The organism is Glycomyces halotolerans (assembly GCF_054779575.1).
In genome coordinates this window covers 25,668-51,014 of record NZ_BAAGXZ010000008.1, presented here as the reverse complement: position 1 = coordinate 51,014, position 25,347 = coordinate 25,668, and the positions used below count along the sequence as shown (strand labels likewise).

Sequence of the window (25,347 nt, the reverse complement as noted above, 5' to 3'; positions counted from 1 at the left end):
ATGGCCCGGTGCGGGGCGCGCGAATAGCCAAGATTGATCACCGGACGGCGTGCGCGGCGCTGTCGCCTTCGGGCGGCGCTCCCGGGTAGCGGGTCCACGGGTTGCTCGGCGAGGCCATGACTCGTTCGGTCGGCCCCGACTCGGAGATCCGTCCCTCGTGGAGGACGAGGAGCCGGTCGGTGTACCGGGCGATGAGGTCGAGGTCGTGGGTGACCATGAGGACGGCCGTGCCGAATTCGGCGCGCAGGTCCGAGAGCAGCGCCATGACCGAGTCCTGGGTCTCCGGGTCCAGGTCGGAGGTGATCTCGTCGCACAGCAGCACCCGCGGGTCGCACGCGAGGGCGCGGGCGATGGCGACTCTTCTGCACTGGCCCCCTGACAGCTCCGCGGACCTGCGGTGGGCGATCGCCTCGGGCAGCCCGACGGAGCCGAGCAGCCGGACGACCTCGGTGCGGACCGCGCGGCCGCGGAGCCCCCGCAGTTTGCGCAGCGGGGCCGCCAATGTGGAGCCGATGGAGTGGCGCGGATTGAGCGAGGCGGTGGCGTCCTGCGGTATCAGCTGTATCGACGTGATCGGTCCGGCGCCGAGCGGCATGGTTTCGCCGCCCAGCCGCAGGGTGCCCGAGCAGGCCGAGTGGCGGCCCGCCAGCGTTCGCGCGAGCGTGGTCTTCCCGCTGCCGGAGGCGCCGACGAGGCCGACGCTCTCGGCGCCTGCCAGTTCGAGGCTCACGTCGAGTACCACCGGGTACCGGTCGGCCCCTTGGCCTCGGAACGCGGTGACGTCGCGGGCCTCGAGCACCGGTTCGGCGTCGGCGGTCCCCGAATCGGCGCGCACTGGCGCCGGGAGGCGCGGCAGCGGGGCCGCCAGGTCGTCTCCGGTGGTGATCCGGCCGTTCTCCAAGGTGACGGTGCGGTCGGCGAGCTGGTCGCAGACTTCGCGGTCGTGGGTCACGATCACCGAGGTCAGGCCGCGCCGCCGCACGACGTCGTCGACGAGTTCGACGATGAGGCTCCGCGTGACCGCGTCGAGCCCGGTCGTCGGCTCGTCGAGGACGAGGACCGCGGGGTCGCCGGAAAGCGCGCGGGCGAGCGCGAGCCGCTGCCGCTGCCCGCCCGAGAGCTGGTGCGGGAACCGCCGCAGCATGCCGGGGTCGCCCGGCAGTCCCACTTCGGCGAGCCGCCGCAGCAGCTCCTCGGTCGTGCGCTTCTTCTCGGACAGTTCGGTGAGCTGGTCGCGCAGGCGCATCGTGGGCGTCAGGGAGATGGTGGGGTCCTGCGGCAGGTACGCGGTGACGTCGCGCCGGTAGGCGCGCAGTTCCTTGCGGGTCATGGAGAAGGGCCGCCGCCCGCGGCACTCGACGTGGCCGGCTTCCAGCCGCATCCCCGAGCGGAGGTGGCCGAGCAGGCTGAGCGCGAGGGTGGTCTTGCCGGCCCCGGAGCGGCCGACGAGGGCGATGCGCTCACCGGCGTCGACGTGGAGCGTCGCGTCTTCGAGCACGGGGCCGTCTCCGGCGGTGACGGTCAGGGAGCTGACGTCGATCAATTGACGAACCTCCTGGTGATGTCGTCCAGCAGGTAGTTCGCGCCGATGGCGAGGATGACCAGCAGGATCGACGGGGCGAGGGAGGCCCACATGTTCAGTGAGATCCCGGCGATGTTGTCGTTGATCATCCGGCCCCAGTTCGGGTCGCTGTCGGTGAAGCCGAGGAACCCGGCGGTGGCGGTGAGGCCGACGGCGACGCTGAGGCGCGTGCCCGCGTCGGCGAGGACGGGGGCGAGGACGGCGGGGGCGATCTCGACGGTCATGGTCCGCATCGGGCCCGACCCGGTGGCGGTGGCCTGCTCGACGTAGTCGCTGCGGGCGACGTGGACGGTCGCGGCTCTGGCCAGGCGCGAGACGAACGGGACGCTGGCGAACAGGACGATGAGGGTCATCGTCACCGCCGAGTAGCCGCGGTTGTGCAGCAGGAGCAGCATGAACAGCACCACCGGGATCGACAGCGCCACGGTGTCCACACGCGAGATGACCGAGTCGACGACGCCGCCGAAGTAGCCGGCGGCCATCCCGGTGGCCGTTCCTATGAGCACGGTCAAGGCGACGGCGAAGACCGGTATGAGGACCAGTTCGCGGCCGCCGGCCAGGAGCATCGCCCAGACGTCGCGGCCCATGTGGTCGGCTCCGAGCGGGAGCGCGCCGCTCGGCGGCGAGAGCGGGGCGGCGACGATGTCGGTGGGCCGGGAGACCGTGGAGGGGCCGGCCAGCGCGAAGGCGAGGACGGCGAGGACCGGAGCGTAGAGCGCCGCGGCGGTGAGTCGCTTGGCGGCCTTCATGGTTCGGTCCTGGCTCGCGGGTTGAACACGTAACCCAGCAGGTCGGCGGTGAGCAGCGCGGCGATGACGATGATGGAGAAGACCAGGCCGATCGCCTCGAGCACGGGGAAGTCGTGGTTGCGGATGGAGGAGAGCAGCAGTTTCGACAGGCCGGGGTAGTTGAACACCCGCTCGACGACGGTGGTCGCCGCGAACAGGCCCGCCAGGAGCCACGCGTAGGCCTGCGCCAGCGTGGGGGCGGTGTTCGGCAGCAGGTGCCGCCGTATGACGCGGCCGGCCGGGAGGCCCGCGAGCCGGGCGGCCTCCACGTTGGGGCCGTCGGCGTTCGACACGGCGGCGCGGACCATGCGGGTGGCCCAGGCGGCGCCGAAGCTGCCCAATGTCAGCACCGGCAGGACCAGTATCTCGGGCCGGTCGAGCCACGTCTCGCCCAGCGGTATGAGCGAGACGGCCGGGAGCCATTCGAGCGCGATGGCGAAGACGGCCGTCAGCATCACGGCGATGACGAACTGCGGGACGGCGATGATGACGACCGCCGCGCCCGAGAGCAGGCGGTCGCCGCGCCCGCCCGTCCGCAGCCCGGCGGCGATGCCGCAGGCCAGGGAGACGACGAGCGCGAGCGCGAACGAGAACGCCACCAGCACCGTCGTGTAGTACAGGGGAGCGCCGATCTCGTCGGCGACCGGCCGCCGGGTGATCATGCTGATGCCCAGGTCCCCGTGCAGGACGCCGGAGAGCCAGTCCGCGTACCGCTGCGGCAGCGGCCGGTCGAGGTTCCATTCCCGGCGCCACAGCTCGCGCTGCTGCGCTGAGGCGTCGACGCCGAGCACGGTCTGCGCCGGGTCTCCGGGGAGCGCTTCGACGGCGACGAAGAGCACGAAGGAGACCGCGAGCAGAGTGAGCGCCGCCGCCCCGATGCGGGCGGCGACGGCCAGAACGGTGCGCAGGGTCATGCGGCGCCGGTGAACAGGGGCACGCCTTGGCTGATGACGACTCCGGTGGTGCCGCTCCGCGCCGCGTCGAGCTGGTACGAGAAGGCCCACAGCAGATCGCCGCCCTCCTCGTAGAACTCCCGCTGCATCGCCTCGAAGGCCGCCTCGCGCGCGTCGTCGTCGACGAGGGTCTGGGCCTCGGCCAGCGCGCTCCAGTGGTCGGAGCCGGTGCCGGTGACGTTGAACGGCGCCTGCTCGTGCGTGGTCGCGGCCAGGTGCACGGCCGCGGGCCGGTTCGCGTAGTAGAACGCCTGGAACGGACGGGTCGCCAGCGCGGCGAGGTCGGCGTAGTAGGTGTCGGCCGGGATCTCGTCGAGCTGCAGCGTCACCCCGGCCTCCTCGAGGTTCTGCTTGAGGACCTGCGACGCGGCGGTCATGCCGGGCACGACTTCGGCGGTGGTGAGGGTCAGCTCGGTGACGCCGGCGTCGGCGAACAGGTCGCGGGCAGTGTCGATGTCGCGCTGCCGCGGTTCGAGGTCGGCGTAGCCGGGCAGCCCGGCCCCGACGACGTCGTCGGCGGTCTCGCCGTAGCCGTGGAGCGCGGCCTCGAGCATGGCCTCGCGGTCGGCGGCGAGCCGGACGGCTCGGCGCACCCGCGCGTCGTCGAACGGGGCGAGCCGCTGGTTCATGCTGAACGCGAGCGCGTAGGCGGTGGACAGGTCGCCGGGGAGGACCTCGACGTCGGGGTCGTCGGCGACGGTGCGCGCACCGGCGGCGCCGAGGCCGACGCCGTAGTCGATCTGGTCGCCGACGAGCGCGTTGAGGCGGGCGGTCGGGTCGCTGATCCGGAGGATCTCGAGCGTGTCGGGCCCGGTGCCGCGCCAGTGGCCGGCGACGGCGGTGAGTCGGACGGTCTGCTCGTCGCTGTCCTCGTAGCGGTAGGGGCCCGATCCGATCGGGTCGGTGAAGTCGGTGGTGCCGTCGGGGAACACGGGGGAGTAGACGACCAGGACCGATTCGCGGAAGTCGGCGCGGGGCTGGGCGAGGGCGACCTCGACGGTGCGGTCGTCGACGGCGCTCACGCCGTCGGGCGCGAGGGCGGCGTACACCGACGCGCGGTTGCTGTCGGGCCCGGCCAGGGCCGTGAGGCTGAAGGCGACGTCGGCGGCGGTGACCGGCGAGCCGTCGTGGAACTCCGCGTCGTCGCGGATGACGATGGTCCAGACGGTCGCGTCGTCGTTGGGCTCGACGGTCTCGGCCAGTTCGTACCGGTACTCGCCCTCTTCGAGGACCATGAGGGAGTCGTACAGGTGCCGGACGACGATCTGGCTGGCGCCGGCGCTGGCCTGGAGCGGGTTGACGCCGTCGATGCCGGTGGCGTCGGCCACGCCGATGCGCATGGTGGTGGGGGCGGTGTCGCCGCCTCCGGAGCCGCCCGCCGAGGAGCAGGACGCGGCGGCGAGGGCGATGGGGGCGGTGGTGACGAGCGTACGGCGCGTGAACGCGGTCGCTTTGGGAGGCATAGGGATCCTTTGCGGTGCGGGGTCGGGGACCTTACGGGGGGCGAATGATGTCACGTCTGCTGCGGATCTACTGCGCAGAATTGAGCGTTCAAGCGGAGATCTTCCCGCATTCGATGAAGTTTCTGAGTCGGGGTTCGTCGAAGACGAGGAGACGTCCGTCGGCGGTTTGGAGAATGCCCGATTCGCGGAAGCGCTTCAGGAAGAACCCGATGCGGGACCGGGTGGTGCCGACCATTGCGGCGAGTTCTTCCTGCGTTATCCGTTCACGGAGTTGCAGCGTGGTGCCGGCCCGGTAGCCCATTTTCTGCGCGAGGTGGAGCAGGATCGAGGCGAGTCGGCGCTCGCTGTTGACGGTGATGAGATCGGTGATGAGCTGCTGTTGTTCTCGGACGCGTTGGGCGAGGAATTCGATGAAGGTCCGCCGCAGGCCGTTGTCGGTCAGCGCGGCGAGCACATCGTTGTGGCACAGCCGTTTCACGGTTGCCGGGGTCATGGCGACGGCGGAGTCGAAGCGGCTTTCGGCCGCCAGGCAGCTCTCGCCGGCGAGGTCGCCCGGAGTGGCGATGCGCAGGAGCGATTCCTTTCCTTCGGGATTGACGGTGACGACTTTGATGCGCCCTTGGAGGACGAGATATAGACAGTTGTCGGTGTCGCAGTTGCTGTAAAGGTAATCGCGCCGTGAAAGCGCGACCGTGGTTGCGGAGATCGTTCGGTTCTGGATGAGGAGTTGGATCTGTTCGCCGATGGACGTGGGTTTCTGAGTGTCCAAGATCATTCCGGTCCGCTCTGTCCAGGGTGCGCCGTGGGGGTCCACGGGAGTGATCGGATCTTCAGTTGTGTATGGGATCACAAGCATCTTAGGGCAATGGAGCGAGGTTTGCATAGCGCTGCGTCAGCAGTTTGTCACGTGATCACCGAAGTCGGATGAGGCCGGTGGTCGGTGACGTGTAACGCACGGGCTGTGATCGCGCCTGATGGACACGATGCAGGTGGTTCCCCTTGTGTACCAAAATGATCGTCCTGCGCCGCAATGCCCGGTCCCGACGCCGGCGCCGCCGCGTACCGTCTCGTAATAGTCCTGTTTAGAACTCTTAATAAGACGTTCCCGAATATGCTCACTATTGCGCGTCCCCGAACCCCGAGCCGGCGGTATGAAGGCACCGTGGAACGCACCCCAGGCACCGGACCGGCCACGACCGCCCCGCAGCTGCTGCGGCAGCGGGCCGCCGAGGAGGCCGACCGCGTCCCGCTGACCGGCCCGGACGGCCGCGGCCTGTCGTACGGCGAATGGGAGGCCCGCGCCTCCCGAGTCGCGGCCGGATGCTCCGCCGCCGGCTACCGGCCCGGAGACGTGATCGGACTCCGATTCGACGAATCGGCCTGGGGCGACTACGCGATCGCCTACATGGCGGTCCTCAAGCTCGGCGCCGTGGCCCTGCACCTGTCCCCCCGGCTCGACCCGACCGAACTGCGCCGCCGCGTCCGCCAGTGCGACGCCGCCCTCATGCTCCGCTCGCCCGGGCCGGCGCCGGTCCTCGACCGGGTCAGGCAGGCGACGGTCGCCGAGATGGAAGCCGACACCGACGGGCCGTTCCTCGTGCGCGTCAACCGCTCGGCGCCCGCCGAGATCCTCTACACCTCAGGCACCACCGGACCGGCCAAACCCATCGCCAACCCCCACGAGAACCTCGCCCACGGCCACCGCCGCGCCGCCGGACGCGTCTTCGACGCGAGTCGCGCCATGCTCGCCCCCATGCCGGTCTGCACCCCCTCCAGCGCCTCCCTGGTCGGCATGTTCGCCCTCGTCACCGGCTCCCCGCTCATCGTGCCCAGCCCTGACGACATGGACGGCATCCGCGCCGCCCTCGACACCGGCGCCGTCGGATCGCTCATGGTCACCCCCTGGACGGCCCGGCGCATCACCGAGACCTACCGCGGCCCCAACCCGGCCGTGGCCTCCATCGGCATCGCCTCGGCCCCGCTCCCGCCCGCCTTCGCGCGCCGCCTCGCCGAGGTCTTCCCCAACGCGAGCGTCAACACCGCCTACGCGCAGAACGAGGTCGTGCCCGCGGTCGTCCTCGGCCAGTACGACCCGGACCGCCCGCTCGCCCTCGGCCGCCCCGGACCCGGCACCGAAGTGGCCGTCCGCGACCCGCGCGGCGACCAGTGCCCGCCGGGCACCGTCGGAGAGATCTGGATGCGCCACACCGACGTCCGCCGGCGCTGGCACTGGGGCCGGACCCCGCCAGCCGGGCCCGGCGAGTGGGTCGGCACCGGCGACTGGGGACACTTCGACGACGAGGGGACGCTGCACCTGTTCGACCGCGGCGGCGACCGGATCCCCACCTCCCGCGGCCCCGTCTCGTCCATCGCGGTCGAGAACGAGCTGTACGCCGATCCGAGCGTCCGCGAGGCCGCGGTCGTGCACGACCGCGGCCGGATCACCGCGGTGCTGGCCGGGCCGGTCCACGACCTCGACCGCGTCGAGAAGCGACTCCGCGAAGGCCCCCTGGCCGGAGTCGACGAGCCGATCGACGTCGTCGTGCTCGGCGAACTCCCGCGCGGCATCACCGGGAAGGTGCTCAAGGCCCGGCTCCGGAACCGGTCGCGTGCGCACCTTTGAGCAGAACGGACGCCCCGGCGGCCATACAGTGGCCGCCATCGAAGCCGCACACCCACCTCCCTAGGAGCACCGCGATGGCCGAGAACCCGCATCACGCCTGGACCGCGCAAGAACAGACCACGCTCTCGCCCGACGACATCCTCCACTCCGGGAACTGCGGAGTGGTCGTGGAGCGCGTCGGGCAGCTGCGCCCCGAGTTCCGGTCCGAAGGCCGGGCGTTCGCGCGCGACCTCGCCGAATACCTCAACCACAAGTACGCCGGCGTCGTCACCGTCCTGCTCTACGAGGAGACCTTCGGCACCGTCGACCGCATCCACTGGCTCATCCACCTCGCCTCCCTCGAGGCCTACGAGACCCTCGTCGAGATGGGCGTCAGCGACGAGGGCTGGCGCGAGATCATCATGCGCGGGCGCATCCCCGAGGAGCGCGGCGGCGGCACCTGGGAGCGGATGTTCGAGGTCGGCAGCCTCACCGAGACCGTCCTCATCCCGCACAGCACCGGCATCTACGGCACCTCCTCCACCGAGACCGCGTCCGTGTCCGCCCCCGGCGGCAAGGACCGCTTCGACGTCCCCGTCGCCGGACTCCAGTCGCAGCAGGCCCCCGAGGCGCTGCTGCACACCGGCAACTGCGGGATCCTCATGCACCGCACCGGCAAGCTCAAGTACGAGTTCCGCTCCGAGGGGCGCCAGTTCGCGCGGGCGCTCGCCGAGAACTGGAACCGCAGCCTCGAGGGCCTGGCCACCGTGTTCCTGTACGAGGAGGCGTTCGGGCTCTCCGACCGCGTCCACTGGTTCGTCCACCTCGAACGGCTCAGCTCGTACTACAACCTGATGGGATTCCGCGCCCGCATCGACGCCGAGTCCCGCGAACTGTTCACCAAGCAGTGGATCCCCGAGGAGAAGGGCGGCGGCGGCTGGGAGCGGATGTTCATCGACGCCACGCTGGAGGACATGGCCCTCACGCCCCAGCACCCGGGCATGAACGCCACGAACACCGGGCGCGAGCAATGACCGGCGACACCTACGACCTGGTCGTCGTCGGCGCCCGATGCGCCGGAGCGGCCACCGCGATGCTCGCCGCGCGCGCCGGCCTGCGCGTACTGGTCCTCGAGCGCGACACGTTCCCCTCCGACAAGCTCTCCACCCTCTACATCCAGCCTCCCGGCGTCGCCCGCCTCGCCGAGTGGGGGCTGCTCGACCGCGTCACGGCGACCGGCTGCCCGCCGCTGCGCACCGTCAACTACCGCCTCGGCGACGTCGCCCTCAGCGGCGAGACCGCCCGCGTCGGCGAGGCCACGTGCGCCTACGCGCCGCGCCGCCACCTGCTCGACGCGATCCTGGCCGAGGCCGCCGCCGAGTCCGGAGCCGAGGTCCGCTTCGGCGCCAAGGTCACCGGCCTGATCGAGGTGGACGGCCGCGTCGCCGGCGTGCGCTACACCGACGGCGGCGAGGCGACCGCGACCGCCGCGCTCGTCGTCGGCGCCGACGGCATGCGGTCGACCGTCGCCGACCTCGCCGAAGCGAAGACCACACTGGAGCACGAGCGCCTGACGTGCGCCTACTACGGCTTCTGGGAAGGAGTCGAGGCCGAGTTCGAGCTCTACGAAGGCGACGACGGCTGGGTGTCGTCGGTGCCCACCAACGAGGCCGTGCTCGTCTCCGCCTACTTCCCCCAGGAGCGGTTCGACGAGGTCCGCGCCGACGCCGAGACGCGCTACCTCGAGAACGTGCGCCGCAACGCCCCCGACCTGTGGGAGCGCCTCGAATCGGCCCGCCGGGTCGGGCGTCTCTACGGCACCGGCGACCAGCGGAACTTCTTCCGGCAGGCCCGAGGCCCCGGCTGGGCGCTGGTCGGCGACGCCGGCCACCACAAGGACTCGCTCACCGCCCGCGGCATCGGCGACGCCTTCGAGCAGGCGGCCATGCTCGTCGAGCACCTCGACGGCACCGACTTCGCCCCCGCCGACGTCGACGCCCGCCTCGAGCGGTTCGAGGCCGCGCGGGACGCCGCGCTCACCGAGTCGTACCACAGCACGCTCCTGGTCGCCGAGGCGTCGGCCCGCATGAAACGCAAGGCCCTCATCGCCGCCGTCGCCACCAGCGAGACGCTCACCCGCCGGTACTTCGACACCGTCGCCGGCGTCCGGCCGGTGTCCGACCTCTACACGCCCGAACTCCAGGAGGCGCTCGCGTCCGTCACCGGTCGGCCGTCCCCGGGAGCGTCACCGCCGCCGGACCGTGCCCCAGCCCACTAGCCTATAGAGTCGAAACGATGACTTTTCCCGCTCCCCATAGGAAAAAGGAGGATGCATGGACAATGCGTGCAAATATCTCGGGGCAGTGATCGACTGCCCGGACCCGGCCTCGCTCGCCGGGTTCTACAGCGCCCTGACGGGCATGCCCGTGGTCTTCAGCGACGACAACTACGCCGCGATCTCGGCCGGCGAGGGACCGTACATCAACTTCCAGAAGGTCGAGGACTACCGCGGTCCGCAGTGGCCCGGGCAGGAACAGGCCCAGCAGTTCCACCTCGACTTCGCCGTCGAGGACCAGGCGAAGGCCGTGGCCCTCGCATTGGAGCACGGGGCCGAGAAGCCGGAGTTCCAGCCGGGCGCGGAATCAGGAAAATGGACGGTGCTGCTCGACCCGGCGGGACATCCGTTCTGCCTGTCCGGCGCGGCATCGAGCGAATGAGGAGCAGCACTGACATGGCATTGAAAGAAGCGACCGGCACCTTCGAGATCGAGTCGAACGAGGAACCGGCATACGACAGCGCCGACGGCGTGGACCTCACCCTGGTTTCCATCTCCAAGACCTTCGACGGCCCCCTGAAGGGCGAGAGCTCCATGCGGATGCTCAAGGCCGTCACCTCCGTCCCGGGGTCCGCCGGCTACGTCGGGGTCGAGCGGTTCTCCGGCTCCCTCGAAGGCAAGGAGGGGAGCTTCGTGTGCCAGCACAACGGGATCATGACGCGCGGCAAGCCTGAGCTGACCGTCGCGATCGTGCCCGACTCCGGCACCGGGGAGCTGGAGGGCATCACCGGGACCTTGTCGATCAACGTGGTCGACGGACAGCACGAGTACACGATCGCCTACGGGTTCGACGAAGACTGAGACGACGCCGGGGAGTCCGGGCCCGACCCGCGAACGAGAACGCGCGGTCGCGCCGGACTCCCCCCGAACCACTCGGCCGGGCGCCGCCAGTCCGGCCGGCCCGACCTCACCGAGAGCGCCGACGTCCCGCGCGAGACGTTGAGCGCCGCCGACACCACGTGCCCTTCGACGCGCAGGCGGTGGAATACGTACTCCTCGGCGTCGCCGTCGGGCCGCGCCGCCAAGCGCGCCGACCCCTCGCCCAGGTCGAACTCGCAGCGCGCGAACGGCAGCCGCAGACCCAGCCCGCGGGCCTTCGCGTACGCCTCCTTCAACGTCCACAGCGACGTCGCGACCTCCGCCTCGCGGGCGCCGCTCGAACGCATCCGCTCCAGCTCCGAGTCCGCGAAGACCGCCGCCCCCAGCGAGGCGACCCGATCGGACACCGGCTCCACGTCCACCCCGCAGCCGGAGCCCGGCGCGACCAGGCACGCGACGCGCCCCCGCGAATGCGAGAGGTTGCAGTCCCACGGCCCCGCCCCGATCGCGAACGGCCGCCCGTTCGGCTCACGGCCGAACTCCCACGCCTCCGGCGCCGTGCCGGGAAGCCGGGCGCTGAGCGCGTAGCGGATCGCGGCGTGCGCGGTCGCGTACATGCGCCGGTCGACCTCGAAGACGAACCGCGAGGCCCGTTCGCGCTCCTCCTCCGACAGGACCGACTCGCATCGTTCGAGTTCGGCGCCGGCCGCGACCGGGAGCACCCACAGCCGGGCCGCTCGCCCGTCGTCGATCTGTCGCATGCCGACTCCCCATTCCGGAACCGCGGACCGCCACAGCGTAGAACCGGCGCGCCGGACCGCACGCTCAACGTTGAGCAGCGCGAACCCGCGTCCTCCCATACGCTCCAGTCCAATCGACGCTCCGGCTCCGAGGACGGGAAGATGACGGGAATCGAGGCGGTCAACGCCTATGTCGGCAGGACCTACGTGTCAGTGGAGGACCTGTTCGACGCCAGGGGACTGGACCGGCGACGCCTGCCCAACCTCATGATGCGGCGCAAGTCGGTCAACCTGCCGTGCGAGGACCCGGTCTCCAACGCCGTCAACGCGGCCGCCCCGCTCGTCGCCGCCCTGGAGGACCCGGGCGACATCGAGTTCCTGGTGGTCGGCACCGAGTCCGGACTCGACTTCGGCAAGCCCGTCAGCACCTACGTGCACGACCAGCTCGGCCTCGACCGGCGCTGCCGCTCCTTCGAAGTCAAGCACGCCTGCTACGGCGGGACGGCCGCCCTGCAGACCGCGGCGGCCTTCGTCGAGCAGCGACCCGAGGCCAAAGCGCTCGTCATCGCGGCCGACGCCTCGAGCGTGGCCGCCCGCGGCACCTATTGGGAGCCCTCGCAGGGGGCCGGGGCCGTGGCGATGATCGTCGCCGCCGACGGCGCCGTGCTCGAGCTCGACCCCGGAGCGAACGGCTACTACAGCCACGAGGTCATGGACACCCTCCGGCCGCGCCCCGACGTCGAGGACGGGGACTCGGACCTGTCGCTCCTGTCCTACCTGGAGTGCCTGGAGCAGAGCTTCCGCATGTACCGCGAGCGCGTCCCCGGCGCCGACGTGGTGTCCTCATTCGACGCCCTGGTGTGGCACACGCCCTTCGCCGGGATGGTCAAGGGCGCCCACCGGCAGATGATGCGGCGCTTCGCCGACCTGGACCCGGCCGCGGTCGCGGCCGACTTCGAACGCCGCGTGGCCGGGAGCCTCCACTACTGCAGCGAAGTCGGGAACATCTACTCGGCGGCCCTGTACCTGGCGCTGTGCTGCGTGCTCGACGGCACGCCGCAAGGCGAGCGGCGACGGCTCGGCCTGTTCTCCTACGGCTCGGGCTGCGCCTCGGAGTTCTACAGCGGCACCACCGGCCCGGGCGGGCGCCCGGAGCTGTCCAAGGCCATCGCCGATCGGCGCCGCCTCGCGATCGGCGAGTACGAACTGCTGTCGGACCTGGCCGCGCAGCGGATGTCCGGAGTGCGGGACCAGGAGTTCCATCCGGGCCCCTACGAGGCGGTGTACGCCGAGTCGGCCGAGGGCCGCGGCCTGCTGGTGCTCGACCGCATCGAGCGCTACCACCGCCGCTACCGGTGGAGCTGAGCCATGGCGAGCGTGGACATCGCAGTGCGCCAGGCGGTCTTGACGATCCGGATGGACCGCCCCGAGCGCGGCAACGGCATCGACGCCGAACTGCTCGACGGCCTGGCGTCGGGACTCGACGAGGCCGAGCGGCGCGAACAGGTGCGCGCGGTCGTGCTCGCCGGAAGCGACGGCGTGTTCAGCACCGGCATGGACTTCGACCGGTCGCAGGCGACCGGCGGCGGATCCTTCGAGGCGGGGGCGCGGCGCTACATCGACCTGCTGAGCCGGCTCGAGTCGTCCCCGTTCGTGACCGTCGCCTCGGTCGACGGACGCGCCATCGGCGGCGGCGTGGGGCTCGCCGCGGCCTGCGACCTGGTGTGGGCCACCGAGCGCAGCCGGTTCTCGCTCCCGGAGCTGCTGTGGGGCCTGCTGCCCTACAGCGTGTTCCCTTACGTGCGGCGGCGAGTCGGCGCCCAGGGCGCTCGCGCGCTGACGCTGTCGACACTGCCGTGGACGGCCGAGCACGCGTGGCGTCGCGGCCTGGTCGACGACATGCCCGAACCGCCCGAGGCGCAGCTGCGCCGGCTCGCCGGACGGGTCGGCCGCCTCGACCGCGACTCGATCGCCGAAGCCAAGGCCTACGCGCGCCGCTTCGACGCGGTCGGTCCGGCCGACCGGGACTACGCGGTCCGCGCGTTCGCCGAGCGGATGGACTCCGAGACGGTGCGCGGCCGCCTGGCGGCGTTCCGCGATCTCGGCGCGGTGCCGGAGCGGGGGCGGTGACGGCGGTGAAGGCGTGGCTGTTCCCCGGGCAGGGGTCCCAGCGGGTCGGCATGGGGGACCGGTACGGCGATTCGCCGCTGTGGTCCCGAGCCGAGGCCGTGCTCGGCCATTCGGTCCGCGACCAGTGCCTCCACGGCGCCGCGCCCGGCCTCGGCGACACCCGGCACGTCCAGCCGGCCCTGTTCACCGTCGGCGCGGTCATGTGGGAGCACGCCGCCGCGGACGGCGCGCGCCCCGACTTCCTCGCCGGGCACAGCCTCGGCGAGTTCAACGCGCTGCTGGCCGCCGGATGCTTCGACTTCGAGACCGGCCTGCGGCTCGTCCGCACGCGCGGACGGCTCATGGCCGAAGCGGGCGGCGGGACGATGACCGCCGTGGTCGGCGCGAGCGCCGACGAGGTCTCGGCGTGCCTGGAGTCCGCCCGGATCAGCGGAGTGGAGGCGGCCAACCACAACGCCGAGCGGCAAGTGGTCCTCTCCGGCACCGAAGAGGCCGTCGACGCGGCCGAGCGCGCCCTCCGCGACCACGGGCTCGGCCGGACCGTCCGCCTGCGCGTGAGCGCCGCCTTCCACTCCCGGCTCATGGCCCCGGCCGCCCGCGAGTTCGCCGCCGAACTCGAACGCGTGACCTTCGCCGAGCCGCGCCTCCTGGTCATCGCCAACGTCACCGCCCGCCCCTACGAACCCGGTCGGATCCGCTCGCTCCTCGCCCGCCAGATGACCTCCCCGGTCCTGTGGTGGCAGAGCATGTCGCACCTGCTGCGCGAAGGCGTCACCGAAATCCGCGAGCTCGGACCCGGCCGCGTCCTCACCGGACTGTGGAAAGAGGCCACCGAGCGTCCGCACACCCCGCCGCCTCCGGCGCCGACCGCCGCGCCCGACGTCTCCGAAAGCGACCTCGGCAGCGCCTCCTTCCGCCGCGACTACGGGCTGCGACACGCCTACATGAGCGGCTCGATGTTCCAAGGCATCGCCTCGGCCGAACTGGTCGCCTCGATGGCCAAGGCCGGGCTCTTCGGATTCTTCGGCTCCGGCGGGCTCGCCCCGAGCGCGGTCGAGAAGGCGATCGACCGCCTCGAAGGCGAACTCGGCTGCCCCGGACGCTTCGGCGTGAACCTGCTGGCCTCCCCGGGCCGCCCCGAAGCCGAGGCCGAACTGGTCGACGTGCTGCTGCGCCGCGACGTCCGCCACGCCGAGGCCTCCGGCTACACGACGCCGACCGAGGCGGTGGTGCGCTACCGGTTCGCGGGCGCGGCCGCCTCCGGACCGCGGCACCTCATCGCGAAGATCTCCAGGCCCGAGGTGGCCCGCGCCTTCGCCTCGCCGCCGTCCGAGCGACTGCTGCGAAGCCTCGTCGACCGCGGTGAGATCACCAGCGCCGACGCCGCCGCGGCGGCACGGCACCCGGTCGCCGAGGACCTCTGCGTCGAGGCCGACTCCGGCGGCCACACCGACGGCGGCAACCCGTGGGTCCTGCTGCCGGCCATGGTCCGCCTGCGCGACGAGCACACCCGCCGCCACGGCTACGACAGGCCCATGCGGGTCGGCGCGGCCGGCGGCATCGGCACCCCCGAGGCGGCCGCGGCGGCCTTCCTGCTCGGCGCCGACTTCGTCGTCACCGGCTCGATCAACCAGTGCACCCTCCAAGCCGACACCTCGGCGACGGTGAAGGAACTGCTGTCCACACTCGACGTCCACGACACCGTATACGCCCCCGCCGGCGACATGTTCGAATACGGCGCGCGCGTCCAAGTGGTCCGCAAGGGCACCCTGTTCGCCTCGCGCGGCAACAAGCTCTACGAGCTGTACCGCCGCCACGACGGCATCGACGACCTCGACGCCCGCACCCGCACCATGCTCGAGGAACGCTGCTTCCGCAAGAGCCTCGACGAGGTCGCCCTCGAAGTCGAGCACCGGCTGCGACTCGGCGGGGACCGCGCACTCGAGCGGTTCCGCACCGACCCCAAGCACCGCATGGCGCAGATCTTCAAGCGCTACTTCTCGTGGACCAACCGCCTCGCCCGCGACGGCGACCCGGCGATGCGCGCCGACTACCAGATCCACTGCGGACCGGCCATGGGCGCGCTCAACGGCTACCTCGCCGGCGGCGACCTCGCCGACCACCGGCGCAGGGACGCCGCCGCGCTCGGACTGCGACTCATGCGCGACGCCGCCGACATCATCGGCCCGGAAAGAGGACGACGACCATGACGAACCCGGACCCGATCGACGCGCACCTGACCGCGCTGCTGCGGACCATCGCCGACACCGACGTCGGACCCGAGACCCCGCTGGCCGACCTCGGCATGGGCTCGCTGGCGCTGACCCGGCTGCGGCTCGAGGTCAAGCGCCGCTGGGGCGTCGACATCGACGTGCGAGGACTCGCCGAGACCAGGGACGCGCGGGCACTGGCCGAGACGATCGCCGCCGCCGGCGGCACGGCACCGCCCGTCTCCGCACCGCCCGAGCCGCGACCGGCCGGCGGCGAGACCTACCCGCTCACCGAACTGCAGCAGGCCTACCTCGTCGGCCGCGACCCGCAGCTGACCGCCGACCCGGTCGGCTGCCTCGTCACCCGCGCCTTCACCGTCGACGACCTGGACGCCGAGCGCCTCCGCGAGTCCTGGCGGCGCGTCGTGGGCGCCCACCCGGCACTGCGGCTCGACATCAGGCCCGACGGGACGCAGACCGTCCGCGCCGAGACGCCCGAGATCGCCTTCGACGCCGACACCGGGCCCTTCGCTCCCGGCGCGTGGCCGCTGTGGCGCGTCGACGCGAGCGACGACACCGCCCGACTCGCCTTCGACGCCTCCATCATGGACGGCCAAAGCCTCGGCATCGTGCTCGCCGAATGGCACCGCTGCTATCAAGACGAGGCCTACACGCCCGGCGAAGACCCCGAAGCCCTCTCCTCGTGCCTGAACGCGCTCGCCACGCCGGCGACCGATGCGGACCTGGCCTACTGGCGCGACCGGCTCGCCGACGCCCCCGACGGCCCCGCCGAACTCCTTGAACCGCCGTCGCGGCCCTCCTACACCACGATGGAGACCCTGATCCCGGCCGAGTCGTGGCAGGCCATCCGGCTCTCGGCCCGCGACTGGGACGTCTCGCCGACCGCGGTGCTCCTGGCCGCCTTCGCCGACGCGCTCCGCGTCCGCCGGCAGACCCGGGACTGCACGCTCACGGTCACCACCAGCGAGCGTCCCCGGCTGCCGATGGAACTGGCCGACACGGTCGGGCCGTTCACCTCCACGGCCGTGATCCCCCTCGCCGGCGGCCACACCGACCGAGCCGAGGCCGCCCGCGGCGTCTACGACGAATTGATGGCGGCCCTCGAACACGGCTCGGTGTCCGGCACCCGCGCGCTCCGCGAGGCCGGGGGAGCGGCCCCGCCGCCGGTCGTCTTCACCAGCCTGCTGGAGACCGCCTCCGGCCGCCCAGACGGCTTCGCCGCACAGGTCACCGACCGCTCCTGCCTGACCGCCGGACTGGCCCTCGACTGCCAAGTGTGGGAAGAGCCCGACGGCCTGCGAATCCACTGGGACGCCGACGAGGCCCGCTTCCGCGACGGCGTCCTGGCCGAATGCTGGGCGGCGTTCGCCAACGCGCTGTCGAGCTTCGCCGACGCCGACGAGGACCGCGGGGAGCCCAACGCCCTCCAGCAGTCGTACATCGTCGCGCGCGCCGTCGAGGCCGAGTCGGACTGGGACGGATGCCAAGTCCACCTCGCCTTCGAACTGGACGCGCCCTGCGACGTCGACCGGCTCGCCGACGCCTGGACCCGGATGGTCGAACACTTCCCGCAGCTGCGGACCCTGGTCGACGCCCAAGGGACGCTGCGCCGCCGCGCGAGCGGCCCCGTCGCCGTGCCCGAAGTCCGCTTCACCGACCCCGCGACCGCCGCGGCGCACCGGGACCGGCTGCGCGACCAGTTGACCGGCCGCGCGTTCCGCAGCGCCTTCCGTCTGCCGTGGGACCTGCGCGTCGTCGCCGACCCCGAGACGACGACCGTGCACCTCACCCTCGACCTGATCGTCCTCGACGGCCCCAGCATCCACCGGCTCGCGCGACTGCTCATGCGCCGGTACGCCGGCCCCGAAGCGCCCCTGGAGCTCGGCGGCTCCGGCACCGCCCCCGAGCTGATGGACCGCGGTGAGGCGCGCGCGCACTGGCGGTCGCGCACCACCGGACTGCCGCCCGGACCGGCCGTCCCCGCGAGCGGACGCCGCCGCAGGCTCTCGCGCCGCCTCGACGGCTGGGACGACCTCGCCGCGAAGGCCGCCGAACGCGGCCTCGACCCCGACGCGGTCCTGGCCGCCTGCTTCGCCGCCGCGATCGCCCCGCTCCACTCCGGATCGTTCTCCTTCCCCTGGGTTCGCTGGACGCCGGCCTCGGCCGCGCTCCGCCCCGGCGAGCACACCGCCCTCAGCTGGCTGAACTGGACCGGCGGCGACCTCGACGCCGCCGCGACCGAGTTCTCCCGGATCGGCGCCGAGGACGCCGCCGCCGACGCCTGGGAAGGGCTCAAGGAGTACCGCCGCGAGGCGATGCGCCGCCGCGGCGGCGGAGGCGACTTCGCGCACCCGTTCGTCTACACCGGCCTGCTCGACCTCCGCGACGCCCCGGTGCCCGACGGCGTCCGGCGCGGCCCGTGGCTCACCTGCACCCCCGAGGTCGCGATCGACTGCGTCTCCCTGATCGACGGCGACGGCTTCGACCTGTACTGGGACGTGACCGAGTCCGCGCTCGACCCCGAGCGGGTCCAGCGCGCCTTCGACCGCTACGCCGAGGCCGTGGAGCGGTGGGCCGCCGCCGAGCCGGCCGTCGAGCCGGTCCACCTGCCGATAGCGCGCCGGGCCGCCGAACGGCCCGACGCCGAGGCGTTCCGCTGGAACGGCGGCTCGATGACCTTCGCCGAATACGACCGCCGCGCCAACGGCGTGGCCCACCTGCTCCGCGCCGAAGGCGTCGCCTCAGGGGAGGCGGTGATCGTGTCGGTGCCTCGCGGTCCGCTGCTGCCGGTGGCCGTCCTCGGTGTCCTCAAAGCCGGCGCGCACTACGTGCCCGCCGAACCGGGGGCGCCGACCGCCCGCGTCGAGACCATGGCGCGCCTGGCGGGCGCGACCGTCGCGCTCACCTCCGGCGACGCGCCGATGCCGTTGCGGACCATCGACATCGACCGTGCCGCTCCCGCCGACGAGCCGCCCGAGGCCCCCGTCTCCGCCGACGCGCCGGCCTACGTCGTGTTCACCTCCGGCAGCACCGGCGAACCGAAAGGCGTCCGCGTCAGCCACCGCACCGCCGCCAAACTCTTCGACTGGTGCGCCGACGCCTTCGACTTCGGCCCGGCCGACCTCGGCCTGAACGTCACCTCCCCGGGCTTCGACCTGTCCGTGTTCGACCTGCTCGGACTGCCCGGATACGGCGCGGCCGTCTACATCGCCGACGACGACGAGCGCCGCGACCCCCGCCTCCTGGCCGGCGTCATCGTCGCCGAAGGAGTCACCTTCTGGAACTCCGCGCCGACGATCATGCAGCAGTGCGCCGACTGGTTCGGCCGCACCCGGGGCCAGGCGCGGCTGCGCCTGGTCTTCCTCAGCGGCGACTTCACGCCCCTGAGCCTCCCGGACCGCATCCGCGAGCGCTTCCCGGCGGCCACGGTCGTCAACCTCGGCGGCGCGACCGAGGCCACCGTCTGGTCGAACTACCACATCGTCGACCGGATCGACCCCGAATGGCGTTCCATCCCCTATGGACGACCGATCCCGCACGCCCGCTACCTCGTCCTCGACGCCGACCGCCGGCCGGTCCCCGACGGCGAGGAAGGAGAGCTCTACATCGGCGGCGACTGCCTCGCCGACGGCTACGCCGGACGCGACGACCTCACCGCCGAACGGTTCGTCCCCGACCCGTTCTCACCGCACCCCGGCTCCCGCCTCTACCGCACCGGCGACCGCGTCCACCGCCGAGCCGACGGCGTCCTCTTCATCACCGGACGGGTCGACCAGCAGGTCAAGATCCGCGGCTTCCGCGTCGAACCCGGCGAGATCGAACACCGCCTGCGCGAACACCCGGACGTGTCCGAAGCGGTCGTCCTCGCGCCGCGGTCCGACGACGGCGACGAGCGCCGCCTCACCGCGTTCCTCATCACCGCCGACGGCCGCCCCGCCCCGTCCACCGCCGAGCTGCGCGCCTTCGCCGAGGAGACCCTCCCCGACTACATGATCCCCGTGCGCTGGGAACACGTCGACACCTTCCCGTCCACCCCCAACGGCAAACTCGACCGGGCCGCCCTCCTCGACGGCCCCCCGCCCGCAACGCCCGCAGGGGATTCGCGCGAGGCCGTCACCGCCGTCTTCACCGGACTCCTCGGACTCGACGACATCGACCCCGACGACGACCTGTGGGAACTGGGCGCCACCTCCTTCACCATGATCCGCGCCTCCGCGCTCCTGCACGAGCGGCTCGGCACCGTCATCTCCGTGGCGGTGCTGCTCGGCAGCCCCACCGTCGCCGCCATCGCCGCCGCCCTCGACGGCGCCGACTCAGGGCCCGACACCGCACCCTCCGAAGCGGACCGGCCCGACCCCGCACCCGAACCCCCGGTCGAACGGATCGCGCTGAGCGGCACGGCGGTCCCCGCCTCCGTCATCACCGCCCGCGCCACCCAGCGCGCGTTCGGCGACCGCAAGCTGCGCCTGGCCGAACTCGCCGCCCTCCTCGAACGCGCCCGCGAGCACGACCTCGACGGCGCCCCGCACCGCCGCTACCCCTCGGCCGGATCCACCTACCCCGTCCGCGTCTACCTGCGGGTCCGACCCGGAGCCGTCGACGGCCTCGACGGCGGCCTGTACTACCACCACCCCGCCGACCACGAGCTGCACCGGATCGACCCGGACGCCCGCATCGACCCGCTGCGCCACGCGGTCGCCAACCGGCCCATCGCCGAGAGCGCCGCCGCCGAGATCCTCCTCTACGCGCACCTGCCGGCCATCGAACCGCTCTACCAGCACCACGCCCGCGACTTCGCGCTCCTGGAGGCCGGCTACCTCGGACAGGCCCTCATGGAGGCCCAGACCGACACCGGCGTGGGCCTGTGCCCCTTCGGGACCGTCCGCACCGGCGACGACGCCGTCGAGACCGGCGACGTCTTCGTCCACGGCTTCTTCGCCGGACCCAGAATCCCCTCGGCCGCGCCCAGGCCCGCGGCCGAACCGATCGCCGTCATCGGCGTCGCCGGACGCTACCCCGGCGCCGACGACCTCGAATCGTTCTGGCGCGACCTCGTCGACGGCCGCGACGGCGCCACCGGCCCGCCCGCCGACCGCCGCTTCGGCGCCGAAGGCGGCCCCGGGGCCTTCATCGACGGCGTCCACCGCTTCGACCCGCTGTTCTTCTCCATCCCCCCGGTCGAGGCCGCCGCCATGGACCCCCAGGAGCGGCTCTTCCTCCAGACCGCCTGGCACGCCCTAGAGCACGCCGGATACACGCCCTCGCGGCTGCGCGAGACCACCGACCGCCGCGTCGGCGTGTTCACCGCCTCCATGTACAACGACTACCCGTACCTCGGCGGCGACGACACCGCCACCGGCTCGGCCTTCGCCGGCATCGCCAACCGCGCCTCCTACTTCTTCGACCTCACCGGCCCCTCGATGACCGTCGACACCATGTGCTCCGGTTCGCTCACCGCGATCCACCTCGCCGTGGCGTCATTGCGCTCCGGCGAATGCCGGGCCGCGCTGGCCGGGGGAGTGAACCTCACCCTCCACCCGCAGAAGTACGCCCAACTGCGCGAACGCGGCATGCTCGCCCCCGGCGGGCGCTGCCGCAGCTTCTCGGCCGACGCCGACGGCTTCGTGCCCGGCGAGGGCGTCGGCGCGGTCGTGCTCAAACCGCTCGCCGCCGCCCGCGCCGACGGCGACCGCGTCCTGGCCGTCATCGAAGGCAGCGCCGTCCGCCACGGCGGACGCACCACCGGATACACCGTCCCCGACCCCGACTCGCAGCGCGAACTCATCGAAGCCGCCATGCGCGAAGCCGGGGTGACCGCCGCCGACATCGGCTACGTCGAGACCCACGGCACCGGCACCGCCCTCGGCGACCCGGTCGAATACGAAGGGCTCCAAGCCGCCTACGCACCCCATACGGGACCCGGCACGGTGCCCTTCGGCTCCCTGAAGTCCTTCATCGGCCACCTCGAAGGCGCCGCGGGCATCGCCTCGCTCACCAAGGCCGTGCTCCAGATGCGGCACCGGACCCTGCCGCCCTCACTGCACGCCGACCGCCTCAACCCGGCGATCGACTGGGACGCGGGCGCACTGCGCCTCCAACGCGAAGCCGCCGACTGGCCCGACCGCCCCCTCCGGACCGCCGTCAGCGGCTACGGCGCCGGCGGCGCCGGCGCGCACCTCATCGTCAGCGCCCCCGCCGAACCCGAGCCCGGCCCCCGCGAGGACGCCCCGCGCCTCATCGCCGTCGCCGCCCGCACCGACGAGCGGCTCCGCGAGCAGTGCCGCCGCCTCGCCGACTGGCTGCGCCGCCACCCCGAAGCACACCTGAGCGACGTCGCCTACACCCTCGCCTCCCGCGAGCCGTTCGCCCGCCGCGCCGCGTTCACCGCCCGCACCACCGCCGAACTCGCCGACGCGCTCTCGCGATTCGCCTCCGGCGACGCCGCGCCCCCACCCGACCTCGGCGCCGACTCCCGCCCCTGGATCGACGGCGGCCCCGCGCTCGACCGCGACGTCGTCGCACCCGACGGCCGCCTCATCGACCTCCCCGGATACGCCTTCGCCGAGACCGACTGCCGCCTGCCCGAACCCGACCCGGGACCCCAACCCGCCGCCGAGGACCCGATCCCCGGCCTCACCGCCCGCACCACCACCTGGACCGAAACCACCCCGGACCGGCGCGAAGGCACCACCCGCCGCACGCTCTGCCTCGCGCGCATCGACCAGCGCGACCTCGTCGCCCGCCTCCGCGACGAGGCCGCGCTCGGCGGCATCGAGACCCGCTACGAGGAGATCGACTTCGACTCCGTCACGCCGGTCCACGTCCCCGAAGGCCTCGACGGCTGGCTCGACCTGTGCGCCCTCGGCCGCGGCACGCCCGCCGACGACACCGACGCCGTCCGCCGCGACGCCCTCCTCCGGGCCCTCCCCGGCGGCGAACGGCTGCGCGTCCTCCAACCGGTCTCCGGACTCCTCGACCCCGGCGACGACGCCCCGGCGGGACTGCTCGTCTCCGGACTCGTACGCGGACTGAACGACGAGTACCCCCACGTCGAGGCGACCGTCCTCGACCTCGACGACGCCTCCCACAACGCCGCCGACACCATCGCCGCCCACTGGCACCTCACCGGACCAGGGGAACTCGCCGTCCGATCCGGACGCGTGCTCGCCCCGACCACCGCCGAGGCCCCCCTGCCGTCCGCCGGCCGCCACCGCGTCACCCCCGCCGGCGTGTACCTGGTGACCGGCGGCGTGCGCGGACTCGGCGCGCTGGCCGCGCGGCGCCTGGCACGGCTCGGCGCCCGCCGCCTGGTCCTCGCCGGACGCCGCCCCCTGACGCCCCGGCCCGAATGGGACGGACCCGGCCTCGACGAGGCCCAGCGCGAAGCGGTCGCGACCGTGCGCGCCCTCGAAACCGACGGCGTCGACGTCGAGACCTGGACCGGCGACCTCGCCGACCGGACCGCCGTCGCCGCGCTCCTCGAGCGCGTCCGCGAACGCTGGGGACCGCTGACCGGCATCGTCCACTGCGCCGGAACCTTCCCGCGCACCGGACGGCCCCACGACTACACCGTCGACGAATGGGACCAGACGCACCGCGGCAAGGTCACCGGCTGGACGGTCCTGTCCGAACTCACCGCCGACGACCCGCTGGAGTTCGCCGTCCTCTACTCCTCGGCCGCCGCCGAACCCGGCGTCGGCACCGGAAGAGCCCCCTACGCCTCCGCCAACGCCTGCCTCGACCGGCTCGCCGCCGCCGAGCGGGCCCGCGGCCGCCCCGTCACCGCCGTCCGCTGGCCCGCATGGGGATCGGCCGACGTGCCCGGCGCCCCCACCATGCCGGTCGACACCGCGCTCGCCGTCCTCGACCGCGTCCTCTCCGGCGCGGCACCCGCCGCCCTCGGATTCGAGCGCGCCCCCGAGGCTGCTCCCGCCACCGCCGCCGAGCCCGCGCCGCCCCGCACCGGGATCGTCGCCGACGTCATCGCCGACTGCCTCGGCCTGCCGGTCGCCGACCTCGACCCCGAAGCGACCTTCGCCGACCTCGGCGTCGAATCGGTCCTGGCCGCACGGATCGTCACCCGCCTCGAAGAGGAACTTGGACGCCCCGTCGACCCCGCCCTCCTGCTCGACCACCCCACGACCGGCGGCGTCGCCGCGGCACTCGACGAACCCCGCCCGCGGCCGGCCCCGCCCCCGGCCCCCGAAACGCGCGACGCGGCCTCGGGCCGGATCGCCGTAGTCGGCATGGGCGTCCGCTTCCCCGGCGCCGACGACGACGCCGCGTTCCGCGAACTGCTCGACGACCGCGCCAGCGCGATCGGACCGGTCCCGCCGAGCCGCTGGGACGTCGAGCGCCTCTACGACCCCGCCGGTCGGCCCGGGACCAGCGCCTCCCGCTGGGGCGGCTTCCTCACCGGCATCGAACTGTTCGACCCCGAGCACTTCGGCATGACCGACGAGGCCGCCCGCCGCACCGACCCCGCCGTCCGCCTCACCCTCGAGCAGGCTGCCGTCGCGCTGGCCGACGCCGGCGTCGACCCCGCCGACCTGACCGGCTCCCGCACCGGCGTCATCATGGGCGCGCGCCTGTCGGACTACCGCAGGCGCGCCGAGGTCGACGGCCGGGCCGGACTCGGCGGCGACCAGAACTTCGTCGCCGCCGCCGTCTCGCACCACTACGACCTCCACGGTCCCGCCTACACCGTCGACAGCGCCTGCTCCTCCGGTCTGGTCGCCCTCGACCTGGCCTGCCGCGACCTCCGCGACGGCGCCGCCGACACGATGCTCTGCGGCGCGGTCGAAGTGCTGCTCGACGAGGAGCCGTACCTCGAGTTCACCGCCGCCGGGGCGCTGTCGCCGCACGGCCGGTGCGCGACCTTCGACGCCGCCGCCGACGGCTTCGTCCCCGGCGAGGGCGTCGGCGTGCTCGTCCTCAAGCGACTCGAGGACGCGCTCGAGGCCGGCGACCGCGTCCGCGCCGTCGTCGACGGCGTCGCGGTCGGCAACGACGGCAGGACCATGGGGGCGACGACGCCGGACCACCGCACTCAGGCGGCCGTCGTGTCCGAAGCCCTGGAACGGGCCCGGCGGACGCCCTCCGAGGTCGGCCTGATCGAGGCCCACGGCACCGGCACGCTCATCGGCGACCCGATCGAGCTGCGCGGTCTGAGAGACGTGTTCGGCTCGCGCGCGCCCGAACTCGCGCCGTGCCCGGTCGGCAGCGTCAAGTCCAACATCGGCCACCTGCTCAGCGCGGCCGGGACGGCCGGCCTGGTCAAGGCGATCCTGGCCGTCGAGCACGGGTTCATACCGGCGACGCTCAACTGCGCCGAGCCGAACCCGCGGTTCGACTTCGCGTCCTCGCCGCTGGCGCCCGCCACCGGTTCGGCCCGCTGGGAACCGGGCGTCCGCGTCGCGGGCGTGAGCGCCTTCGGCCTGGGAGGGACGAACGCGCACGCCGTCGTCAGCTCCGTGGACGCCGCCGTCGCCCCGGCACGGTCGCGGCTGCCGGCACCGGTCTTCCGCAAGCGCAGGCTCTGGCTCGACGCCGGGACCGATGCCGCCGGGCCCGCCGCCCCCGTCGCCTCCGTCCTCGATCTGTCGTTCCGTTGAAAAGGAACAATGTTGAGCAGAAGCCGTGAGTCGGACAGCCGATACTGCATTACGTCGACGGCACTTCGGACGCCGCGCCTCGACGGGCGG

The 25,347-nt window shown here is 72.9% G+C and carries 15 protein-coding genes; 9 read left to right on the top strand and 6 right to left on the bottom strand.

Features of this window, described 5'->3' with window-relative positions:
• Positions 1–37: 37 nt before the first annotated feature.
• The 5 genes from ACYVL2_RS09080 to ACYVL2_RS09060 form a co-directional block, all read right to left on the bottom strand.
• Positions 38–1,543: an ABC transporter ATP-binding protein gene (locus ACYVL2_RS09080; RefSeq protein WP_460542414.1), complete on the bottom strand. Its 1,506-nt coding sequence runs from the start codon at positions 1,541–1,543 to the stop codon at positions 38–40.
• A complete protein-coding gene (locus ACYVL2_RS09075) occupies positions 1,540–2,331 on the bottom strand; it encodes an ABC transporter permease (RefSeq protein ID WP_460542412.1) in 792 nt (263 codons plus the stop codon). Before ACYVL2_RS09075 ends, ACYVL2_RS09080 begins: the two co-directional genes overlap by 4 nt.
• Positions 2,328–3,284, bottom strand: coding sequence for an ABC transporter permease (locus ACYVL2_RS09070; RefSeq protein WP_460542409.1), 957 nt, complete (start codon positions 3,282–3,284; stop codon positions 2,328–2,330). The genes ACYVL2_RS09075 and ACYVL2_RS09070 overlap by 4 nt, the downstream gene beginning before the upstream one ends.
• Positions 3,281–4,786: an ABC transporter substrate-binding protein gene (locus ACYVL2_RS09065; RefSeq protein ID WP_460542407.1), complete on the bottom strand. Its 1,506-nt coding sequence runs from the start codon at positions 4,784–4,786 to the stop codon at positions 3,281–3,283. Before ACYVL2_RS09065 ends, ACYVL2_RS09070 begins: the two co-directional genes overlap by 4 nt.
• An 88-nt stretch (positions 4,787–4,874) precedes the next feature.
• The gene (locus tag ACYVL2_RS09060) at positions 4,875–5,600 is read right to left on the bottom strand and encodes a Crp/Fnr family transcriptional regulator (RefSeq protein WP_460542405.1); all 726 of its coding nucleotides are present in this window, start codon (positions 5,598–5,600) and stop codon (positions 4,875–4,877) included.
• A 348-nt stretch (positions 5,601–5,948) separates the two neighbouring features.
• Here ACYVL2_RS09060 and ACYVL2_RS09055 point away from each other — a divergent pair, with 348 nt between their 5' ends.
• From ACYVL2_RS09055 to ACYVL2_RS09035, 5 genes are all read left to right on the top strand, one after another.
• The gene (locus ACYVL2_RS09055; RefSeq protein ID WP_460542403.1) at positions 5,949–7,409 is read left to right on the top strand and encodes a class I adenylate-forming enzyme family protein; all 1,461 of its coding nucleotides are present in this window, start codon (positions 5,949–5,951) and stop codon (positions 7,407–7,409) included.
• Positions 7,410–7,483: 74 nt separating this feature from the next.
• Positions 7,484–8,422 carry a DUF6039 family protein gene (locus ACYVL2_RS09050; protein WP_460542401.1) on the top strand — a complete coding sequence of 313 codons (939 nt, stop codon included), beginning with the start codon at positions 7,484–7,486 and terminating at the stop codon, positions 8,420–8,422.
• On the top strand, positions 8,419–9,666 hold the full coding sequence (locus ACYVL2_RS09045; protein WP_460542399.1) for an NAD(P)/FAD-dependent oxidoreductase: 1,248 nt from the start codon (positions 8,419–8,421) through the stop codon (positions 9,664–9,666). Before ACYVL2_RS09050 ends, ACYVL2_RS09045 begins: the two co-directional genes overlap by 4 nt.
• An 85-nt stretch (positions 9,667–9,751) precedes the next feature.
• Entirely contained in the window at positions 9,752–10,105 is a 354-nt protein-coding gene (locus ACYVL2_RS09040) for a VOC family protein (RefSeq protein WP_460542397.1), read from the top strand.
• A gap of 14 nt (positions 10,106–10,119) precedes the next feature.
• Complete coding sequence (locus ACYVL2_RS09035; protein WP_460542395.1) at positions 10,120–10,524, top strand: DUF3224 domain-containing protein; 405 nt, start codon at positions 10,120–10,122, stop codon at positions 10,522–10,524.
• On the opposite strand, the gene ACYVL2_RS09030 is transcribed toward ACYVL2_RS09035, so the two are convergent.
• The gene (locus ACYVL2_RS09030; protein ID WP_460542393.1) at positions 10,503–11,303 is read right to left on the bottom strand and encodes a 4'-phosphopantetheinyl transferase family protein; all 801 of its coding nucleotides are present in this window, start codon (positions 11,301–11,303) and stop codon (positions 10,503–10,505) included. The two genes, ACYVL2_RS09035 and ACYVL2_RS09030, sit on opposite strands and share 22 nt — an antisense overlap.
• Positions 11,304–11,444: 141 nt before the next feature.
• Between ACYVL2_RS09030 and ACYVL2_RS09025 the strand changes: the two genes are divergently transcribed.
• The 4 genes from ACYVL2_RS09025 to ACYVL2_RS09010 are packed head-to-tail and all read left to right on the top strand — an operon-like array spanning position 11,445 to position 25,257.
• Positions 11,445–12,647, top strand: a complete 1,203-nt coding sequence (locus tag ACYVL2_RS09025; protein ID WP_460542391.1) for a hydroxymethylglutaryl-CoA synthase family protein — start codon at positions 11,445–11,447, stop codon at positions 12,645–12,647.
• Between the two features lie 3 nt (positions 12,648–12,650).
• Positions 12,651–13,412, top strand: a complete 762-nt coding sequence (locus ACYVL2_RS09020; protein ID WP_460542389.1) for a Clp protease/crotonase-like domain-containing protein — start codon at positions 12,651–12,653, stop codon at positions 13,410–13,412.
• Positions 13,409–15,622, top strand: coding sequence for an ACP S-malonyltransferase (fabD, locus tag ACYVL2_RS09015; RefSeq protein WP_460542387.1), 2,214 nt, complete (start codon positions 13,409–13,411; stop codon positions 15,620–15,622). The genes ACYVL2_RS09020 and fabD overlap by 4 nt, the downstream gene beginning before the upstream one ends.
• Complete coding sequence (locus ACYVL2_RS09010; RefSeq protein WP_460542385.1) at positions 15,619–25,257, top strand: amino acid adenylation domain-containing protein; 9,639 nt, start codon at positions 15,619–15,621, stop codon at positions 25,255–25,257. The genes fabD and ACYVL2_RS09010 overlap by 4 nt, the downstream gene beginning before the upstream one ends.
• The last annotated feature ends 90 nt before the right edge of the window (positions 25,258–25,347 follow it).

Coding starts and splice junctions, on each gene's coding strand:
- ACYVL2_RS09050 (WP_460542401.1), top strand. CDS start 7,484: ATGGCCGAGAACCCGCATCACGCCTGGACCGCGCAAGAACAGACCACG.
- ACYVL2_RS09030 (WP_460542393.1), bottom strand. CDS start 11,303: ATGCGACAGATCGACGACGGGCGAGCGGCCCGGCTGTGGGTGCTCCCG.
- ACYVL2_RS09070 (WP_460542409.1), bottom strand. CDS start 3,284: ATGACCCTGCGCACCGTTCTGGCCGTCGCCGCCCGCATCGGGGCGGCG.
- ACYVL2_RS09010 (WP_460542385.1), top strand. CDS start 15,619: ATGACGAACCCGGACCCGATCGACGCGCACCTGACCGCGCTGCTGCGG.
- ACYVL2_RS09075 (WP_460542412.1), bottom strand. CDS start 2,331: ATGAAGGCCGCCAAGCGACTCACCGCCGCGGCGCTCTACGCTCCGGTC.
- ACYVL2_RS09035 (WP_460542395.1), top strand. CDS start 10,120: ATGGCATTGAAAGAAGCGACCGGCACCTTCGAGATCGAGTCGAACGAG.
- ACYVL2_RS09045 (WP_460542399.1), top strand. CDS start 8,419: ATGACCGGCGACACCTACGACCTGGTCGTCGTCGGCGCCCGATGCGCC.
- ACYVL2_RS09025 (WP_460542391.1), top strand. CDS start 11,445: ATGACGGGAATCGAGGCGGTCAACGCCTATGTCGGCAGGACCTACGTG.
- ACYVL2_RS09065 (WP_460542407.1), bottom strand. CDS start 4,786: ATGCCTCCCAAAGCGACCGCGTTCACGCGCCGTACGCTCGTCACCACC.
- ACYVL2_RS09020 (WP_460542389.1), top strand. CDS start 12,651: ATGGCGAGCGTGGACATCGCAGTGCGCCAGGCGGTCTTGACGATCCGG.